The sequence below is a fragment of the Rugamonas brunnea genome (assembly GCF_014042345.1).
Lineage (GTDB): Bacteria > Pseudomonadota > Gammaproteobacteria > Burkholderiales > Burkholderiaceae_D > Rugamonas > Rugamonas brunnea.
The window spans coordinates 502,801-520,825 of the sequence record NZ_JACEZT010000001.1 but is presented as its reverse complement, the minus strand read 5'-3'; the positions used below and the strand labels follow the sequence as shown (position 1 = coordinate 520,825).

At 67.4% G+C, this 18,025-nt stretch carries 16 protein-coding genes and 1 pseudogene; 8 read left to right on the top strand and 9 right to left on the bottom strand.

The features are described 5' to 3' along the window. Positions 1 to 39: 39 nt before the first annotated feature. Both selD and senB read right to left on the bottom strand, forming a co-directional pair. Entirely contained in the window at positions 40 to 1,089 is a 1,050-nt protein-coding gene (gene selD / locus H3H37_RS02360; protein WP_182159750.1) for a selenide, water dikinase SelD, read from the bottom strand. A 10-nt stretch (positions 1,090 to 1,099) separates the two neighbouring features. Then, entirely contained in the window at positions 1,100 to 2,140 is a 1,041-nt protein-coding gene (senB, locus tag H3H37_RS02355) for a selenoneine biosynthesis selenosugar synthase SenB (RefSeq protein ID WP_182159747.1), read from the bottom strand. A gap of 85 nt (positions 2,141 to 2,225) precedes the next feature. On the opposite strand from senB, the gene senA reads away from it, so the two are divergent. Continuing rightward, complete coding sequence (gene senA / locus H3H37_RS02350; RefSeq protein WP_229218607.1) at positions 2,226 to 3,428, top strand: selenoneine synthase SenA; 1,203 nt, start codon at positions 2,226 to 2,228, stop codon at positions 3,426 to 3,428. Positions 3,429 to 3,551: 123 nt separating this feature from the next. Next, the gene (locus tag H3H37_RS02345) at positions 3,552 to 3,749 is read left to right on the top strand and encodes a hypothetical protein (RefSeq protein WP_182159746.1); all 198 of its coding nucleotides are present in this window, start codon (positions 3,552 to 3,554) and stop codon (positions 3,747 to 3,749) included. Positions 3,750 to 3,753: 4 nt separating this feature from the next. Here H3H37_RS02345 and torT read toward each other — a convergent pair whose 3' ends face one another. Continuing rightward, positions 3,754 to 4,920: a TMAO reductase system periplasmic protein TorT gene (gene torT / locus H3H37_RS02340; protein ID WP_229218606.1), complete on the bottom strand. Its 1,167-nt coding sequence runs from the start codon at positions 4,918 to 4,920 to the stop codon at positions 3,754 to 3,756. Between the two features lie 244 nt (positions 4,921 to 5,164). Between torT and H3H37_RS02335 the strand changes: the two genes are divergently transcribed. The 3 genes from H3H37_RS02335 (at position 5,165) to H3H37_RS02325 (ending at position 8,998) form a co-directional block, all read left to right on the top strand. After that, on the top strand, positions 5,165 to 6,460 hold the full coding sequence (locus H3H37_RS02335; RefSeq protein WP_182159743.1) for a Xaa-Pro dipeptidase: 1,296 nt from the start codon (positions 5,165 to 5,167) through the stop codon (positions 6,458 to 6,460). 163 nt (positions 6,461 to 6,623) lie between these two features. Then, positions 6,624 to 7,526 (top strand): class I SAM-dependent methyltransferase, encoded by a 903-nt coding sequence (locus H3H37_RS02330; protein ID WP_182159740.1) that lies wholly within the window; start codon positions 6,624 to 6,626, stop codon positions 7,524 to 7,526. A 116-nt stretch (positions 7,527 to 7,642) separates the two neighbouring features. Further along, positions 7,643 to 8,998, top strand: a complete 1,356-nt coding sequence (locus tag H3H37_RS02325; protein ID WP_182159737.1) for a hypothetical protein — start codon at positions 7,643 to 7,645, stop codon at positions 8,996 to 8,998. Between the two features lie 58 nt (positions 8,999 to 9,056). Here H3H37_RS02325 and H3H37_RS02320 read toward each other — a convergent pair. The 5 genes and pseudogenes from H3H37_RS02320 to H3H37_RS02300 form a co-directional block, all read right to left on the bottom strand. Further along, positions 9,057 to 10,247: pseudogene (locus tag H3H37_RS02320) on the bottom strand (malic enzyme-like NAD(P)-binding protein); the annotation flags it as partial. A gap of 82 nt (positions 10,248 to 10,329) precedes the next feature. Continuing rightward, the gene (locus H3H37_RS02315) at positions 10,330 to 11,616 is read right to left on the bottom strand and encodes a Glu/Leu/Phe/Val family dehydrogenase (protein WP_182159731.1); all 1,287 of its coding nucleotides are present in this window, start codon (positions 11,614 to 11,616) and stop codon (positions 10,330 to 10,332) included. 300 nt (positions 11,617 to 11,916) lie between these two features. Beyond that, entirely contained in the window at positions 11,917 to 12,879 is a 963-nt protein-coding gene (locus tag H3H37_RS02310; protein WP_182159728.1) for a LysR substrate-binding domain-containing protein, read from the bottom strand. Between the two features lie 11 nt (positions 12,880 to 12,890). Further along, on the bottom strand, positions 12,891 to 14,261 hold the full coding sequence (locus tag H3H37_RS02305) for an MFS transporter (protein WP_182159725.1): 1,371 nt from the start codon (positions 14,259 to 14,261) through the stop codon (positions 12,891 to 12,893). Between the two features lie 10 nt (positions 14,262 to 14,271). Next, complete coding sequence (locus H3H37_RS02300) at positions 14,272 to 14,742, bottom strand: MarR family winged helix-turn-helix transcriptional regulator (protein WP_182159722.1); 471 nt, start codon at positions 14,740 to 14,742, stop codon at positions 14,272 to 14,274. A 234-nt stretch (positions 14,743 to 14,976) separates the two neighbouring features. Between H3H37_RS02300 and H3H37_RS02295 the strand changes: the two genes are divergently transcribed. The 3 genes from H3H37_RS02295 (at position 14,977) to H3H37_RS02285 (ending at position 16,494) form a co-directional block, all read left to right on the top strand. Further along, a complete protein-coding gene (locus H3H37_RS02295) occupies positions 14,977 to 15,822 on the top strand; it encodes an oxidoreductase (RefSeq protein WP_182159720.1) in 846 nt (281 codons plus the stop codon). 142 nt (positions 15,823 to 15,964) lie between these two features. After that, positions 15,965 to 16,249, top strand: coding sequence for a plasmid mobilization protein (locus H3H37_RS02290; RefSeq protein ID WP_182159717.1), 285 nt, complete (start codon positions 15,965 to 15,967; stop codon positions 16,247 to 16,249). Next, on the top strand, positions 16,249 to 16,494 hold the full coding sequence (locus H3H37_RS02285; protein WP_182160315.1) for a hypothetical protein: 246 nt from the start codon (positions 16,249 to 16,251) through the stop codon (positions 16,492 to 16,494). Before H3H37_RS02290 ends, H3H37_RS02285 begins: the two co-directional genes overlap by 1 nt. Positions 16,495 to 16,585: 91 nt before the next feature. Here the strand turns inward: H3H37_RS02285 and H3H37_RS02280 are convergent, their stop codons facing one another. After that, positions 16,586 to 18,004: a DEAD/DEAH box helicase gene (locus H3H37_RS02280; protein ID WP_182159714.1), complete on the bottom strand. Its 1,419-nt coding sequence runs from the start codon at positions 18,002 to 18,004 to the stop codon at positions 16,586 to 16,588. Positions 18,005 to 18,025: the final 21 nt, after the last annotated feature.

Here is an 18,025-nt window from a genome sequence, read left to right as displayed (position 1 = left end):
CCCCTTGGGGGCAGACCCTGGTTTCAAAGCAGGACGATCTTACGCCGCCACTTGCACCCGCGGTGCGCCCTCCACCATCTCGCCGATTACCGCCGCCTCGCCGAAGCCTTCGCGGCGGAACAGGGCCAGCACCTCGTCCACGCTGGACGGATCGCACGACACCAGCAGGCCGCCCGACGTTTGCGGGTCCGTCAGCAGCATGTGCTGGGCCTGGGTGATGGACGGCGACAGTTGCACATCCTTGCCATAGGCATCCCAGTTGCGGCCCGAGGCGCCCGTGAAGTAGCCGTCGTGCGCCAGTTGCTCCACGCCCGGCAGCAGCGGCACCTGCGCCATGTTCAGCTGCGCCGTCAGCCCCGCGCCACGGCAGATTTCCAGCAGGTGGCCCAGCAGGCCGAAGCCGGTGACGTCGGTCAGCGCGTGCACGCCGGCCAGTTCCGACAGCGCCTTGCCCGGCTTATTGAGCTTGGTGGTGTTGGCGATCATGGCCGCGTAGCCGGCCGCATCCAGCTTGTCCTTTTTCAGCGCGGCCGACAGCACGCCAACGCCCAGCGGTTTGCCCAGCACCAGCACGTCGCCGGCGCGCGCGTCGGCGTTGCGCTTGACCTTGGATGGGTGCACCAGGCCCATCACCACCAGGCCGTAGATCGGTTCCACCGAGTCGATCGTGTGGCCGCCCGCGATGGGAATGCCGGCTTCGGCGCAAATGGCTTCGCCGCCCTTGATGATCTGGCCGATGGTTTCCAGCGGCAGCTTGTTGACCGGCATGCCCACCAGCGCCAGGGCCATGATGGGCGTGCCGCCCATCGCGTACACGTCGGAGATGGCGTTGGTGGCGGCGATGCGGCCGAAGTCGAACGGATCGTCGACGATGGGCATGAAGAAGTCGGTGGTGGCGATCAGCGCCTGCTCGTCATTGAGCTTGTAGACGGCCGCGTCGTCGGCCGTCTCGATGCCCACCATCAGTTCCTTGGGCACGGGGAAGCCGGACGAATTTTTCAGGATTTCCGACAGCACGCCGGGCGCGATCTTGCAGCCGCAGCCGCCGCCATGGGAAAAGGAGGTGAGTTTGATGGGAGCGTCGCTCATGGTGTTTTCCTCAGTGTGGTGCGGCCGCCGTTGGCGCGGCCGTGGTTGTATTTGTCTGTAGCAGATTATCCACTAAGTCGAGCAAGGCCGCCTGCTCGGACGCCGGCGCGAACAAGGCCGCGCGCGCCGCGCATTGCGCTTGCAGGTGGGCGTAGAAGGCCGGATCGGCGGCGCAGCGCCCGATCAGGGCCGCCAGCGCGTTGTCGTCGCCGGGCGCGAAGTAGCCGGCGTAGTCGTCGCCCAGCATGCCGCGGTTGCCGCTGATGTCGCTGGCCAGCACCGGCACGCCGCTGGTGACAGCTTCGATGATGACGTTGGCGCCGCCCTCCATGCGCGAGGTGATGGCCATCAGGAAGCTGCGCTTGAGGCGCTGGCGCGTGGCGGCATGGGGCAGGGCGCCCAGCCAGCGGTAGCGCGGGTGGTCGCGCGCCGTCGCCTCGGCCAGCTGGCCCAGCGCCGGATCGAGCGCGCCGCCGATGTGCAGCAGCCGCACCCGCGCGTCGCGCACGTGCGCGGCCGCGCGCATGAAGGTGGCCGGGTCCTTCTCGTCGCGCAGGTGGCCCACCATGCAGACGTCCAGGTGGCGGCGCGGCCCTGTGGCGGGGCGCAGCGTGTCGGCCGACTGGTAGATCACGCTGGCCTTGGCGCGCAGCGGCGCCGGCAGCTCGGCCAGGCCGGCCGGCTGCAGCACCACCAGCGCGCGGGCGTGGCGCAGCGAGGCCTGGGCGCTGGCGTCGGACGCGATGTCGCGATACAGGTCGGTGCCCGTCAGCAGCAGGATGGTGGGGCGCTCGGGGCAGGCGTGCACGTAAGCGTCGAGCGAGGCGGCCGAGCGGCGCGCATGCAGCGCAATCAGCAGGTCGGGCAGGTCGGGCAGGTTAGCGGGAGCGTGAGCGTGAGCGGAGGCAGCGTCCGGATCGGGCCATTGTTGCGCGATCGTCACGCGGTAGCGCGTGCGCAGGAAGCGCGCCCAGCGCCGGGCGCTTTGCCAGTTGCCGTTGTTGGCCTTGGCCGAGGCCGGGCTGATGATCCAGATGTGGGGTCGCTTCACTGCCGCCTGTCGTGATGTGTGGATGCCGCTCGCCCCGTTTGATCGCGCACCTGTATTTCGTCGCAAAAGCCGCTACAATCAAACGATGAGTGCTATCCATGCTTCGTTCCGCCACGCCCGCCCGATGCAACTGGCCGAGGCGCTCCATTCAGCGCGTGATTATACGCTGCGCCTGTTCGACTGTTTCGTCGCTGCCGGGCTCGATGCGCCGTCGCGCGTGCCCCAGCTGGTCACGGTCAATCCGCCGTTGTGGGAGCTGGGCCACACGGCCTGGTTCGCCGAATGGTTCATCCTGCGCGAGGCGGCGTCCAGCCATCCGGCCGACGCCTTGTACAACTCCTTGCTCACGCGCGGCGACGACTGGTTCGATTCGAACACCGTGCCGCACCGTAGCCGCTGGAACCTGGACCTGCCCAGCACGGGCGCGCTGAAAACCTACTGCCATGAAGTGCTGGACCGCGTGCTCGACAAGCTCTCGCGTGAACCGAACACGGATGCGGCCCTGTATCCGTACCGGCTGGCGCTGGCCCACGAGGACATGCACGGCGAAGCTTTCCTGTACACGCTGCAGACCCTGGGGCTGGCCGCGCCGGCCCAGCTCACGCACGACGAGCCGACCCTGTTCGCGCCCTCCGAAATCCGCTTCCCCGGCGGCACCCTGCAACTGGGCAGCGCGCAGGATGGCGGCTTCGTGTTCGACAACGAGCGCGAGGCGCACCCGGTCCACGTGGCGCCGTTCACCATCGACAGCACGCTGGTCAGCAACGCCCAGTATGCGGACTTCGTGGCCGATGGCGGCTACGACAACCGCCAGTACTGGAGCGCGGCCGGCAGCGCCTGGCTGATGCGCCAGGAGCGCTGCGCGCCCCGTTACTGGCAGCGCGACGGCGCCCAGTGGCGCACCATGCGTTTCGGCCAGCTGCACACGCTGGCCGGCGCCGAGCCGGTGCGCCACATCAATCTGTATGAGGCGCAGGCGTATTGCGCCTGGGCCGGGCGCCGCCTGCCCACGGAAGCGGAGTGGGAATACGCGGCGCTGTCCGGCCATCCGGCGTTCCGCTGGGGCCAGTTGTGGGAGTGGACGGCCTCGCCGTTCGAACCGTATCCGGGCTTCCAGGCCGACCGCTACCGCGAATATTCGGCGCCGTGGTTCGGCACCCACCAGACGCTGCGCGGCGCCTCGTTCGCCACGCCGGAGCGGCTGGGATCGGCCAAGTTCCGCAATTTCTACCGGCCCGAACGGGACGACATCTTCGCCGGCCTGCGCACCTGCGCCTGGCCCGACTGAGGGTGGGCAGCGCCCTGCGTAAAAATGTTTGCTGGAAAGAATATTGTGTTAATATTATCTAATTAACATTGAATTGGCATCGTTGCGCTGGTGTGGCGCGCGTCCTGACCTGTGAAAGAAAACATGAGCACACTGACCGACCTGTCGCCCATCCTGATCCCCCTGGTCGCCCTGTTGATTCCCATCGTCGGCATCATCGCCAGCACGGTGCTGAAAGTGACGCGACTGCATTTGCTGCACGAAACCGTGCGCAGCCTGAGTGCGAGCGGCCAGGCCATCCCACCCGAACTGCTGAGCGAGATCGTTGGCAAGAAGTCCTGAACCCTCAGTTTTTCGCCGGGTCGTAGGATAGCGTCGCCTTGTAGCCGTCCGGCGCGATCGAGGTGTCGAACGGGTAGGTGGCGAAGTTGAGCTGGTCCACCAGCCCCAGCTTGACCAGTATCGTGTGCGGCATTTCTTTGTTGCGGCCTTCGAGCGTGTTGACGGCCGCATTGATGGCTACCCGCGCCTGGCTCACGCCCTTGGTGTCGGCCGCCGCGTAGATCTCCTTGTTGTGGATCAGGCGCGCGATATCGTCCGTCAGGTCGTAGGCCACGATGCGGATCTTGTCGCCCAGCCCCGCATCCTTGACCGGTTGCACGGCGGCCGGCGCGCAGCCGGTGCAGCCGATCAGGTAATCGAGCTTGTTGCCATATTTGGCCAGCATCTGGGTGGCCAGCCTGGTCTGGCCCTTGAAGTCGCTGTCGCCGTAGCGGATGTCGATGATGTTGACCTGGATCGGCGCCTGTTGCGCGCCGATGCGGCTGCCGTCGACCTCGCCCTTGACCCAGCCCGCGCCGATGGGGCCGGGCAGCAGGCCGACGTTGACCGATTTCATGCCGCGCTGCTGGGCATCGCGCACCACCCAGCCCACCGCTTCCAGGCCCATGGCCCGCAGCGAGGTGGTGACCTTGATGGTCAGGTCGTCGCTGCGGCTATCGTTGGCCAGTTCAAACACGGGAATGCCGGCCGCGCGCGCCTTGGCGATCGAGGCGTTGTTGGCCGTCATGCCGATCGGCGACAGCACGATGGCGTCGTACTTGGCGGCGATGGCCTGGTCCATCTGGCGCAACTGGCCCGCCAGATCGTCGTAGCCGTCGGCGGCCAGGATGTCGACCGCCACGCCCAGCCGGTGCGCCTCGCTGATCACGCCATAGCTGCAGCCGACCCAGTACGGGTCTTTCAGGTGCGGGAACAGGAAGGCGATGCGCCAGTGCTTGCTGGCGCGCGCCGTCATGGGGTAGTGGCCGTCCACCACGCGCCCGCTGGCGATGGCGTCATCGGCCGTGCCGTTGGCCTGCAAGGGGCGGAATATCGACATCACCGGTATCGGCGCGAACCTGGCCGTGGCCAGGGCCGGCGCCGTGGGCGCGGGTTGCTGCGCGCCGGCGGTGGCCATGCCCAGCGCCAGCGCGCCCAGCACGGTCCAGTTTCGTATGCGTTGTTTGGGCATCCTGAATGTGTTCTTCCGTATCGGCCGGTTAAGTTCCTTACTGCAATTCTACCCGTTGCTGGCACGGATGACCGCAGCGTTTGCGGCGCGTGTTGTTGTGGCGAGGATACAACCGCCCCGGGCCCGCCGCGCCGCCAGAATAGGGGCCATGCGTCCAGGACGTTTCTGCTATCCTTGCCGCCGGGGAAGTTTTTCGATCAAAAACAGGCATCCCCCGGCCTTTTACCAAGAAAGAGCGCACTCCATGAATTACAAGCATCTCGTCGTCACCGCCACCGCCCTGGGCGCCCTCTGCGCGGCCGCGCCATCGTTTGCCGAGGCCGCGCCGGCCAGGGTGCTGGCGATCCGGGCCGGCAAACTGGTGGACGTGGTGGCCGGCACCGTGCTGGCCGACCAGACCATCATCGTCACGGGCGAGCGCATCACGGCTGTCGGCCCCACGGCCAGCACCACCGTGCCGGCCGGGGCCGAGCGGATCGACCTGTCGGGCAAGACGGTGTTGCCGGGCCTGATCGACATGCATACCCATTTGACGGCCGATCCCATGCAAAGCGGGTACGCGGCGCTGGGTGTGTCCGACATCCGCGCCGCGCTGTACGGCGTGCGCGCGGCCCGTGTCACGCTGGAGGCCGGCTTCACCACCGTGCGCAACGTGGGCGCCGGCGGCTTTGGCGACGTGGCGCTGCGCGACGCCATCAACGACGGCGACGTGCCCGGCCCGCGCATGCGCACGGCTGGCTACGCGCTGGGCATCAAGGGCGGCCACTGCGACAACAACTTGTTGCCGGCCGACATGAACGTGACCGAGCGCGGCGTGGCCGACGGCCCGTGGGCGGCGCGCGCCAAGGTGCGCGAGATGGCCAAGTACGGCGCCGACGTGATCAAGATCTGCGCCTCGGGCGGCGTGCTGTCCAAGGGCGACGAGCCGGGCGCCCAGCAATACACGCTGGAGGAGATGCAAGCCATCGTCGACGAAGCCCATAAGCTGGGCCGCAAGGTGGCCGCCCACGCGCACGGCGCCAGCAGCATCCGCGCCGCCATCACGGCCGGCGTCGATTCGGTCGAACATGCGAGCCTGATCGACGAGCAGGGCATCCGCCTGGCGCGCGAGAAGGGCACCTACCTGGTGATGGACATCTACGATGACGATTTCATCCTGCAGGAAGGCGCCAAGGCCGGCATGCTGCCCGAGTCGATCGACAAGGAGCGCGCGCTGGGCCAGTTGCAGCGCGATAACTTCCGCAAGGCTTTCAAGGCCGGCGACAAGATGGCCTTCGGCACGGACGCCGGCGTCTACCCGCATGGCGACAACGCGCGCCAGTTCGCCTACATGGTGCAGTACGGAATGACGCCGATGCAGGCGATCCAGTCGGCCACGGTGCAGGCGGCCGACCTGCTGGGCTGGAAGGACCGGGTGGGCGCCATCGCGGCCGGCAAGTTCGCCGACATCATCGCCGTCCAGGGCGATCCGCTGGCCAATGTGGCTGAGCTGACCCACGTGTCGTTCGTGATGAAGGGCGGCGCCGTTATCCGCCGCTAAGGTGCGAGACCCGCGCGCGTCGGCGCCGCGCGCGATCAACCCCGCCGACGTCCGTCCGCGCTAAAATGGCGGCTCGCACAGGCCACGCGCATCAGCCAGGCGCACTGGCCACGCGCATGGGTCACACGCATTGTTCACGTCGTGGCAGGAGAAGCGGGGCGGCATGGAGCGCATCCTTTCATCGCTGGCGCATACGGAAAGCATCCTGCGGCTGGGTTTGCCCAGCCGCTCGGCCTTGCTGGTGGCCACGCTGCGCGCTGCCCACCAGTTGCTTGACCATCCCCCCTTGTTCGCCGATCCGCTGGCCTTGCCCATCCTGGGGCCCGAGCTGGAAGCGCAGTTGCGCGCCCAGTTGCCCCGCTATGCCCACGGGCCGGCGCGCCAGTTGCGCGGCGCCACCGCCGTGCGCAGCCGCCTGGCCGAGGAGGAGCTGGCCGCCGCCGTCGCCTGCGGTGTCCGGCAATACGTGGTGCTGGGGGCGGGCCTGGACACCTACGCCTACCGTTGCCACGGCATGCCGCTGCGGGTGTTCGAAGTGGACCATCCGGCCACCCAGCGCTGGAAGCGCGACCAGTTGCGCCACGCGGGCATCGCCGCGCCGCCATCGCTGACTTTCGTGCCGCTCGACTTCGAGCGCGATACGCTGGACGCGGCGCTGGCGGCCGCCGGCTGCCGGCTCGACCTGCCCGTGTTCCTGTCCTGGCTGGGCGTGACCCTGTACCTGAGCGACGACGCCGTGTTCGAGACCCTGCGCGTGGTGGCGGGGCTGCCGGCCGGCAGCGCCATCGTGTTCGATTACGGCGTGGTGCCGGAGCTGCTGGACCTGTTCGACCGCATGGGCATGGCCTATTTCGCCGCCCGGTTCGAGGCGGCCGGCGAGCCGTGGAAGTCGCGGTTCGCGCCGGCCGTGCTGCAAAGCGAACTGCGGGCGCTGGGCTTTGGCGGGGTGTCCGACTACGCGGCCGACGCCCTGCGCACCCACTATCTGGGCGGGCGCGGTGACGGCTGGCACCTGGGCGGCGCCATGCGGCTGGTGGTGGCGCGCACGGGCGCGCCCCCGCTGTAAGGTGGTTTTTTGGCCGCGCGGCCACGGCGATGGCTCGCCAGGCCATGTCGCTGGCCGTTGGCGCACGTTGTCATCCCCTATACTCATTCCTTCATCAGATCATGCCGGGAATTCGTATGCGCCACCGTTCCAAGTTCACCTTCGCCGCCTTGCTGGCCACGTTGATGCTGACCGGCTGCGGCGGGGGCGGCGGCGGCACGGGCACCAGCGTGGCTGCCGGCACCGTGGTCGACACGGGCGGTGACAAGGCCACCGTCGCCATCACGGTCAGCGCCCAGCAGGAAGTGCGCGCCGCCTCGTCCGATCCGGGCCAGCCGGCCGGCGTGCCGCTGAGCCGCATGCGCGAAGCGGTGGTGGTGGGCGACCATATCCTGCTGCGTTCCGATTCGGCCGCCACCATCCAGGTCGACCGCGACCTGATCCATCCCGGCACCCGCGTCAGCATGCTCGACGCGCAGGGCAAGTTCGTGGCCACCCATGATTACGGCAATACGCTGGCCAACAACTACCTGGGCGAATGGGCCATGCTGCCCATGGCCGGCGGGGTGGTGATGGTGCAGACGGGCGCCGGCTCCAGGCTGTTCCGGCTCGACGCGCAGGGCGCCATGGTGGGAGCGGCGGCCGGCATCGACCTGTACGCGGTGCAGCCGGTCGATTCGCCGCTGCCGACGGTGGTGGCCAGCGCCGCCGCCGTGGATGGCGATGGCTTCTGGTACGCCACCACGCTGGTGGAGCGGCCCATCCCCAACAGCGAGAAGAACGCCATCTACAGCATGATGCTGGTCAAGCTCGACGCCAACGGCAAGGAGATGACGCCGCCGTTCAAGCTGACCATGTCGACCAAGTTCATGCAGCCGCGCATGGTGGTGTCCGGCGGCGCCGTGCTGGTGTCGTGGCTCGACAGCGGCACGCCGATGCAGGCCTACTGGCCTTACGGCGGCCCGCGGCCCGTGGTGCACTCGGTGACGGGCACCGGTGGCGGCGCGCCGGACCTGCTGCCGGTGGCCATGGCCAGCACCGGCAAGGTGGGGATGCTGTGGAATTACAAGGTGGGCATGACCAGCAACCTGCTGGGCGTGGCGTTGAATGAGAATGGCAATCCCATCATCGACAGCGGGCGCGTCGACCTGACGCAGGAATCGCTGTCGGCCAAATGGAACTACACGCGTCGCGACCGCGTCACCTTCGATGCGCGCACGGCGTCCAACGGTTCGCTGCTGATCGCCGACGTGGTCACGGGGCGGCTCAACCCCGGCGATCCGCTGGGCGATTTGCTGCTGCTGGCCGATTACAGCTATGGCGCGGCGCCCCTGTCGTCGGCCACCATGAACGTGGAATGGGTGCGGCGCGATCCGGCCGCCGCGCCGCTGGGACAGGCGCCCATCCTGCGCCAGATGCTGTTCGCCGACCACGCCGTGCTGCTGATCGGCGACGAGACGCACCTGGAAACGGCGACCGTGACCCGCCATTGAGCGGGCGGCGCCCCGATTACAGCAGCGAGGCGGCCAGGTCGGCCAGGTCGGCCGCGTACTCCGCCTCATCGAGCGGCTTGCGGGCCACGCCGCTGCGCATGGCGGCGGCCGCGATCTTCGGCGTTACGCCGCTCAGCAGGCGCGGGTCCAGCAAGCCAGGCACCACGTAATCCTTGCCGAAGCGGGCGTCGCCGCGGGCCATCTCGGCCAGCGCCATCACGCAGGCCCGTTTCATATCCTGGTTGATGGTGGAGGCGCCGCAGTCGAGCGCCGCGCGGAACAGGTAGGGGAAGCACAGCGCGTTGTTGATCTGGTTCGGATAGTCCGAGCGGCCGGTGGCGATGATGGCGTCCGGCGCCACTTCGCGCACCAGTTCGGGCCGCAGTTCCGGTTCCGGATTGGCCAGCGTGAACACGATCGGCGATTTGCCCATTTTTTCCACGTCCAGCGGCGACAGCACGCCGGGGCCGGATACGCCGAGGAACACGTCGGCGCCGGCGATCACGTCCGACAGCGTGCGGGCCGTGGTCTGCTGCGCCCAGGCGGCTTTTTCGCCGTCCAGTTCACGGGTCGTGGTCAGCACGCCCTTGCTGTCGCAGACAAAGATGTTCTCGCGCTTGGCGCCCAGGTCCACCAGCAGCTCCAGGCAGGCGATGGCGGCCGCGCCGGCGCCCGAGCACACCACCTTGGCGCTGGCGATGTCGCGCCCGGTCAGGGCCAGCGCGTTGAGCATGCCGGAGGCGACCACGATGGCCGTGCCGTGCTGGTCGTCGTGGAACACCGGGATGGCCAGCCGCTCGCGCAGCTTGCGTTCGATATAAAAGCACTCGGGCGCCTTGATGTCTTCCAGGTTGATGCCGCCGAAGGTGGGGTGGAGCGCGGCGATGATGTCGACCAGCTTGTCCGGATCGCGTTCGTCGATCTCGATGTCGAAGGCGTCGATGCCGGCGAACTTCTTGAACAGCACCACCTTGCCCTCCATGACGGGCTTGCCGGCCAGCGGGCCGATGTTGCCCAGGCCAAGCACGGCGCTGCCGTTGGTGATCACGCCCACCAGGTTGCCCTTGGCCGTGTAGTCGTAAGCCTTGGCCGGATCGCGTTCGATCTCCACGCAGGGCGCGGCCACGCCGGGCGAATAGGCCAGCGCCAGGTCGTCCTGGGTGCTGACGCTCTTGGTCACTTCGATGGCGATCTTGCCGGCGCCGCCAGCCTTGTGATAGGCCAGCGCCTTTTGTTCCATGGTGCTCATTGCTGTCTGTCTCCGTGAATGGAAAAAACGCCTGCACAAGCGTCGCTCGTGCAGGCGCGAAATGAAATAGCCGGGCGAGGGCTTATGGGTACAGGCCGCGTACTTCGCGCGCCTGCAGCACGCGGGTGCAGGCCAGGATGAAGGTGGCGGTGCGCAGCGTGACCTTCTTCTCCTGCGCCACGGTCCACACGGCGTTGAACGCGTCCTGCATGATGCGGGTCAGGCGGGCGTTGATCTCGTCCTCGGTCCAGAAGAAGCTGGAGAAGTCCTGCACCCACTCGAAGTAGGACACGGTCACGCCGCCGGCGTTGGCCAGCACGTCCGGCACGATCAGCACATCCTTGTCGTTCAGGATGTCGTCCGCTTCCGGCGTGGTGGGGCCGTTGGCGCCTTCCAGGATGATCTTGGTGCGGATGCGCGGCGCGTTCTTGGCCGTGATCTGCTGTTCCAGCGCGGCCGGGATCAGGATGTCGGACTCGACATCCCAGAACGCATCGCGGTCCAGGAAGGCTTCAGCGCCGGCAAAGCCGGTGACGCTGCCGCATTCGGCCACGTGCTGGTGCAGACGGGCGACATCCAGCCCGCCTTGATGGACCACGGTGCCGGTATGGTCCTGCACCGCGATCACTTTGGAACCGGCTTCTGCGAACATCGTTGCTGCGACGCCGCCTACGTTGCCGAAACCCTGGACGGCGACACGCGCCCCCTCGATTTTTACGCCGCGCTTGGCGGCTGCTTCACGGCCCACGACGAACACGCCGCGGCCGGTCGCTTCACGGCGGCCCAGCGAGCCACCCAGCGAGATTGGTTTGCCGGTCACCACGCCGGTCGACAGGTTACCTTCGATCATGGCGTAGGAGTCCATCATCCAGGCCATCACCTGTTCGTTGGTGTTCACGTCCGGTGCCGGAATGTCCTTGGTGGGGCCGATGATCAGGCTGATCTCGCTCGTGTAGCGGCGGGTCAGGCGCTGCAGTTCGCCCTTCGACAGCGTTTTCGGATCGACGCGGATGCCGCCCTTGGCGCCGCCGTACGGCACATTGACCGCCGCGTTCTTGACCGTCATCCAGGCCGACAGGGCCATCACTTCGGACAGGGTCACGTCCTGGTGGAAGCGCACGCCGCCCTTGCCGGGACCGCGCGACATGTTGTGCTGCACGCGGTAGCCTTCGTAGTGCGCGATCGAACCGTCATCGCGTTCGATCGGCACGTCCACGGTCAGGATGCGCTTGGGACGCTTCAGGGTTTCGACCCAGCGCGACAGGTGACCCAGGTGCGGGGTGACGCGGTCGATCTGCTGCAGGTAGACGCCCCAAGGGCCGAGGTCGTCGGGATTGAGGTAGGAAGGCAGTGCGTGTTGGGTGGTCATGCTCATTACTCCTATGGATTCGGGAAGTGAAGCGGCTCTTGGCTGCGTTCAGTGGGACGAATCATAGGCCCGGATGAGTTAGCCCGGCCAATGCTGTATGCGCATCCTATTATGCAAAAAATGCATAGTTATGCACTGTAACGGTGCATGAACGAACGTGCTTTTCAGGGGCGCAACTGGCGTTGAAAATGCCGGGAAATCGATGCGGAACCGAAGCAAAATCCACGCAAAATCAAAGCACTACCAGCGCACGATCAACGCACGACCGACGCCGCGCCGGCAGCGCGGCCGGGCCGCCGCTCAGCGCTCCGAGACGGGCGCGCGGCGCTTGCGATTGGCCTTTTTCTGCTGCATTTCCAGGAACTCCCACAGCCGTTCGACGATCGGTTTGCCGCGCCGCTGCGGCGATGGGCGCTCGCGGTACAAGCGGATTTCCATCTCGATTTCCCAGCCGCCGCTGCCGCCGTCGGCGCACGCCAGCTGCTTCTGTTTGAGCTCGCGCGTGACGGCCGATTCGGGCAGGAAGGCCATGCCGCGCCCTTCGAGCACCATCATCTTCAAGCCCTCGGCCATGTCCGTTTCGTAGCGCGGATCGAGGTAGGGATGCTGTTTGGCGTCGCCCAGGATCAGGTCCACCATGCGGCCCAGATAGGCATTGTTGGTGTAGGACAGGAAGGGCAGCGGCGCGTCCGGTGCGCCGGGCAGGGCGTAGGCCGGGGCGCGCGTCTTGTCGCAGCGCGCGTAGGGGCGCAGCGCCTCGCGGCCCATCACCAGCATGTCGTAGCGGCCCGGGTCGAGCTGCACCGGCTGGCGTGGATGGTGGTAGCACAGCAGCAGGTCGCAGCCGCCCTCCACCAGTTGCAGCACGGCGTCGTGCACGTTGAGCGCCATCAGGCGGCTCTTGATGGGCGCGAAATCGTGCTCCAGCGCCGACAGCCATTTGGGCACGAAGGTCAGCGACAGCGTGTGCGGCACGGCCAGGTCGATGCTGGTCAGGGCGGCGGCGCGCTTGTTGCGCATCATGTCGCGCGCGCCGTTGATCTGGGCCAGCATTTCCAGCGCCTGCTCGTAGAACACGATGCCGGCCGAGGTCAGGCGGGTCGGGTAGGAGGTGCGGTCGATCAGGTCCGTGCCCAGCCAGTTTTCCAGCGACTGGATGCGGCGCGAAAAGGCCGGCTGCGTCACGTGCCGCAGCGCCGCCGAGCGGCTGAAGTTATTGGTTTCGACCAGCGAGATAAAGTCTTCCAGCCATTTGGTTTCCATCGTGGTGCTCCTTAGTGTTGGCGGGCGGTGTTGGTGGCGCTGGCGGTGCGGATCGCGCGCATGGGCGTGAACAGCCAGGCCAGCGCGGCCAGCGCGATCAGCGTGGCGCCGCCGCCGGCGAACAACTGCGCCAGTGTGATCGATTGCAGCAGCCAGCCGGTGACGGACGCTGACAACGGCGCCAGTCCCATGAAGATGAACATGAAGATGCTCATGGTGCGGCCCATCATGTGGGGCGGTACGCGGCGCTGTATCCAGGTGAAGACGGCCACCTGCATGTAGCCCGACACGGCGCCCACGGCCAGCAACAGCAAGGCCCCTTGCCAGGTGCTGTTGATGCGGCCCAGCGGCATGACGAGCGCGCCGACGATCATGTCGGCCAGCAGCACCATGCCGCCGAAGCTGGCCATGCGCAGGCGCGCACCGGCGATGGCGGCGGCGGCCATGCCGGCCAGGCTGCCGGCGCCGTTGGCCGCCATCAGCAGGCCGAACGCGGTCGCGCCGTGCAGCCGTTCGTTGCCCAGCGCCGGCAGTGCCACCTGCATGGCGCCGCCGATGAACAGGGCCACGATGCCCCAGTAGCTGAAGCACAGGCGCAGCGCCGTGTCGCGCCACACCATCGCCAGGCCCGCGCCCACGGCGCGCCAGACGGAAGGCGGATGAGCGTTGTTGGCGGGCGCCGTGCCGGCGGCACCGGGCAGTTCGCGCACCTTGGCCAAGGTCCAGGCCGATATCAGGAAGCTGGCGCAATCGAGGCCGAACGCCAGCGCCAGGCCGCGCGCGTCGCGCACGGCGCCGCCGCTGTCGCCGGCCAGCGCGATCAGCAGGGCCGCCAGCAGCGGGCCGGCCAGCGTGGTCAGTTGGCGCATCCCCATCAGCATGCCGTTGGCCTGTTCCAGTTGCTGGGGCGCGAGCACACGCGGCAGGATGGAGGTGCCGGACGGGATGCCGAACGCCTGCGCCAGCCCCAGTCCAAACGCCAGCGCGTACACCAGCCACAGCGTCACTTGCGCGTTCAGGGCCAGCGTGACCGACAGCGAGGACGTGATCGCCAGCGTGAGCGTGGGCGCGTTGTTCAGCACCAGTAGCGTGAGCATGGCCAGCAGCACGGCGTTGGCGTACTTGCTGAGCATGAGCACACGTTTGGGCGAGTGGCGGTCCACCAGCGCGCCGCCGATCAGGATGAGCAGCGCGCGCGGCGCGCTCATGAGGGCGATCACCAGGCCCAGGGCCAGCGTGTCGCCGGTCAGCTTGAGTACCAGCCAGGGCAGGGCGATCATGGTCAACTGGTCGCCCAGCATGGAGATGGCGCCGCCGCGCAGCAGCCAGCGGAAGTTGGGATCGCGCAGCAGCTTGGCGCGTGGTGGCTCGGACGCGGCCATGGTGTGCTCCTCAGGAATTGGATGGGCCCATGCCGGCGATCTGGCCCAGCACGGACGACAGTGCGGCCAGTTGGTCGGCCGGGCAGCTGCGCAGCAGTTCGGCGCTGGTCTGCTGGGCGATGACGGTGGCGTTGGCCAGCAGTTCGCGACCCGTGGCCGTGATGGCCGCGTAACCAACGCGCGCGTCGCGCGGGTCTTGCTGGCGTTCGATCAGGCCGATCTTCTCCAGCGGCAGCAGGGTGCGGGTGACGCCGGAGGCCGTCAAACCCTGGCGCTCGGCCAGATCGACCCGGCGCAGCCGGCCGCCCGGCGCGCGGTGCAGGTAGAACAGCAGCATGAAGTCGCTGAAGCTGATGCCGTGGTGGCCGCCCAGCGTGGTGTCGAGCCGGCGCACCAGCATCGCTTGCGCGCGCGCCAGGCGCAGGGCGACGTCGAGCTGCGGGCTGATGGTGTCGGTGGTGTCGTTGATGTGTTCGCTCATGGTGGGCCTCGCCGGTAAATGCTTGCGTATTGCTTGTACATTGCTTGCGCAGTGCTTGATCAATTGTTGATTAATGCTTGAGTGCGCAAGTATATGCATATTGCTCAGATTTGCAAGCAGTATTTTCATGTGATTGCAAAACGAATCATCTTGATAAAAAACCATTTCATGCCATCATGTGCATGCCGTCCAATCCCGGCCGGCGCCACTGCCACTTTGAAGGGAAACACGATCATGTCCCAGTCCCGACACACCTGGTTCATCACGGGAGCATCCTCCGGCTTTGGCCGGGCATTTGCCGCGCACGCGCTGACGCGCGGCCACAATGTGGTCGCCACCGCGCGCCATGTCGCGAAGCTGGATGACCTGGTCGCGCAGGCGCCCGAGCGGGTGCTGGCGCTGCGGCTCGACGTCGACCAGGGCGGCGACGCGCAGGCGGCTATCGACGCGGCCGTGGCCCGTTTTGGGCGCATCGACGTGCTGATCAATAACGCCGGCTATGGCATCGTCGGCGCCGTGGAGGAGACGCCGGAGGCGGAGTTGCGCGCGCAGATGGAGACCAATTTCTTCGGCGCGATGGCCGTCACCCGCGCCGCGCTGCCCACCTTGCGCGCGCAGCGCAGCGGCGCCATCGTCAACGTGTCGAGCATGGGTGGGCAGATGTCGTTCGCCGGTTACAGCGCCTATTCCGCCTCCAAGTTCGCGCTGGAGGGCGCCAGCGAGGCGCTGGCGCAGGAGCTGGCGCCATTCGGGGTCAAGGTGATGATCGTCGAACCGGGCGCGTTCCGCACCGATTTCGCCGCCGGCGCCTTGCGCCACATGCCGCAACTGGACGCCTACCGGGACGTGGTGGGGCCGATCCGCACCTTCACCAGCGAGATGCACAATACCCAGCAGGGCGACCCGCGCAAGGCCGCCGCCGCCATTGAGCAGGCACTGCTGGCCGACGTCACGCCGTTGCGGCTGCAACTTGGCGCCGACGCGGTCGATGCCGTGCGCAGCCACGCGCAGGCATTGCTGGCCGACCTGGCGCAGTGGGAGGCGGTGGCGCGCGCCACCGCGTTCGAAGCGCGCGGCTGATTGCCGCGGTAGCGTGCAAGCGCTAGCGTTGTCCGCGCGCGCCGGTGGGGGCATGCCGGCGCCCGCCTTGCCTTGCATCTGGCCGGGGGCAGGCTAGACTGAGCATGTGCAGCACATGTGCATATTGGCCTGGAGGTGGGAGATGACAGCAGCGACCGAGCGCATTCCCGTCCTTGTGACGAGGCAGGAGAAAGAATCCATCACACGCATGGCCCGCGACGCCGGCCTGTCCGTCGGCGAGTATCTGCGCCGCGCGGCAGCCGCCTTCCGGCCCGAGGAGGATGAGCAGGTGCTGCTGGGGATGATAGATCAGGTCGTCAAAACCACTGCGCGGGCCAGCGCCGCCGTGGATCAGGCCCTGGAGTTTGTCGAGGCGTCGAACCAGCGCATGGCGGCGCTTGAAGGTCGGCTGGCGCGGGAGGCGTAATGGGTGTCGCCGACAGGATGTGGGATGCGATCACCACCGTCATCCGCATGAACGACAAGGTGGAGCGCATGGCCGAGACGATGAAATCGCAACAGCAGAAGATCGAACAGTTGAACGAACGCTTGTTGCGCCTGGAGATGGCGGTGCAGTTCGGGATGGGGCGGGGGCGTCTGCCGGACGTGCGCGTGATCGCCGCTGATGCAGGCGTGGCGCCGGCCGCGCCGCCCGACGGCGCGCAGCGCTGACCTGTTCCCTGGCGTAAAAAAAACCACCCGTCCGCGAGGAGGGGTGGTTGTGCGCGGCTGTCAGGCCGGGCGGTGAGGGTGACCCGGGCGATTAACGGTCGCCGTAGCTGCGACGGGCGCCGTCGTTGCCGCGCGGGTTGCTGCCTTTGTAGCCGCCGCCGGCGCCGTCGCGGTAGCCGCCGCCTGCGCCGTCACGGCGCGGTGCGTTGGGCTTGCTGAAGGTGCGCTGGCCCGGCTTGGCGCCACCACGGTTGTCGCCCGGCTTCCAGCCGCCCGGACGCGAGGTCGAACGCGGCGGGGCCGATTTCTTCGGCTCGTAGCCTTCGATCACGTTGACTGGGATCAGCTGCTTGGTGAAGCGCTCGATGCGCTTCACGTTCATGCCTTCGGCGTGGTTCACCAGCGAGATGGCCAGGCCGTTGCGGCCGGCGCGGCCGGTGCGGCCGATGCGGTGCACGTAGTCCTCGGGGAACTTGGGCAGGTCGTAGTTGAACACGTGGGTGATGGTCGGCACGTCGATGCCGCGCGCGGCCACGTCGGTCGCCACCAGCACTTTGACCTGGCCGCGGCGCAGGCTGTCCAGGGTGCGGTTGCGCGCGCCCTGGTGCATGTCGCCGTGCAGCGCTGCAGCCGAGAAGCCGGCGATGTTCAGGCGGTCGGCGATGGTGTCGGCGTCGCGCTTGGTGGCGGTGAACACCACGGCCTGGTCCAGCGAGTCGTCGCGCAGCAGGTGGTCCAGCAGGCGGTTCTTGTGCGACAGGTCGTCCACGAAGTGCACGCGCTGGGTGATGTTCTCGTGCTTGTTGGCCGCGCTCATGATCTGGATGATTTGCGGATTCTTGGTGATGCGGCGCGCCATGTTGCCCACCACGCCGTCCAGCGTGGCCGAGAACAGCATAGTCTGGCGCGTTTCAGGCGTCGCTTCGACGATCTTTTCGATGTCGTCGATGAAGCCCATGTCCAGCATGCGGTCCGCTTCGTCCAGCACCAGGATTTCCAGTTGCGAGAAGTCGATCTTGCCCGACTCCATGTGGTCGATCAGGCGGCCCGGCGTGGCCACCAGGATTTCAGGATTCTTGGCCAGCAGTTGCATCTGCTTGGGGTAGGGCATGCCGCCCAGGATGGAGACTGCCTTCAGGCGGCGCAGGTTGACGCTGTACTTGTCGGTGTTGGTGGTCACCTGCAGAGCCAGTTCGCGGGTCGGGGTCAGCACCAGCATCTTGGGCTGGGCGGGCTTGAAACGGGGGCGCTCGCCGCGTGCGCGGGCCGCTTGCATTTCCTGGTTGTGCGTCTTGCCGGCGGCGCTGGGTTCGAGCGCCGACAAACGGTGCAGCGAGGGCAGCATGAAGGCAGCCGTCTTGCCGGAACCGGTTTGCGAGGATACCAACAAGTCCTGGCCCGCGATCGCGGCGGGCACCGCCTGCTCCTGCACCGGGGTCGGCTTGGTGTAGCCGGCGTCGGTCAGGGCTTTGATGATGGACGTGTTGAGACCAAGTGCTTCAAATGTCATTCTTTTCTTTCGTAAAAATCA

Bases quoted from the DNA above. Each gene is read 5' to 3' on its own strand.
- H3H37_RS02280 (WP_182159714.1), bottom strand. From the start codon at position 18,004: ATGACATTTGAAGCACTTGGTCTCAACACGTCCATCATCAAAGCCCTG.
- H3H37_RS02285 (WP_182160315.1), top strand. From the start codon at position 16,249: ATGGGTGTCGCCGACAGGATGTGGGATGCGATCACCACCGTCATCCGC.
- H3H37_RS02300 (WP_182159722.1), bottom strand. From the start codon at position 14,742: ATGAGCGAACACATCAACGACACCACCGACACCATCAGCCCGCAGCTC.
- H3H37_RS02335 (WP_182159743.1), top strand. From the start codon at position 5,165: ATGAATTACAAGCATCTCGTCGTCACCGCCACCGCCCTGGGCGCCCTC.
- H3H37_RS02325 (WP_182159737.1), top strand. From the start codon at position 7,643: ATGCGCCACCGTTCCAAGTTCACCTTCGCCGCCTTGCTGGCCACGTTG.
- H3H37_RS02290 (WP_182159717.1), top strand. From the start codon at position 15,965: ATGACAGCAGCGACCGAGCGCATTCCCGTCCTTGTGACGAGGCAGGAG.
- senA (WP_229218607.1), top strand. From the start codon at position 2,226: ATGAGTGCTATCCATGCTTCGTTCCGCCACGCCCGCCCGATGCAACTG.
- H3H37_RS02330 (WP_182159740.1), top strand. From the start codon at position 6,624: ATGGAGCGCATCCTTTCATCGCTGGCGCATACGGAAAGCATCCTGCGG.
- H3H37_RS02315 (WP_182159731.1), bottom strand. From the start codon at position 11,616: ATGACCACCCAACACGCACTGCCTTCCTACCTCAATCCCGACGACCTC.
- torT (WP_229218606.1), bottom strand. From the start codon at position 4,920: ATGCCCAAACAACGCATACGAAACTGGACCGTGCTGGGCGCGCTGGCG.
- H3H37_RS02310 (WP_182159728.1), bottom strand. From the start codon at position 12,879: ATGGAAACCAAATGGCTGGAAGACTTTATCTCGCTGGTCGAAACCAAT.
- H3H37_RS02305 (WP_182159725.1), bottom strand. From the start codon at position 14,261: ATGGCCGCGTCCGAGCCACCACGCGCCAAGCTGCTGCGCGATCCCAAC.
- H3H37_RS02295 (WP_182159720.1), top strand. From the start codon at position 14,977: ATGTCCCAGTCCCGACACACCTGGTTCATCACGGGAGCATCCTCCGGC.
- selD (WP_182159750.1), bottom strand. From the start codon at position 1,089: ATGAGCGACGCTCCCATCAAACTCACCTCCTTTTCCCATGGCGGCGGC.
- H3H37_RS02345 (WP_182159746.1), top strand. From the start codon at position 3,552: ATGAGCACACTGACCGACCTGTCGCCCATCCTGATCCCCCTGGTCGCC.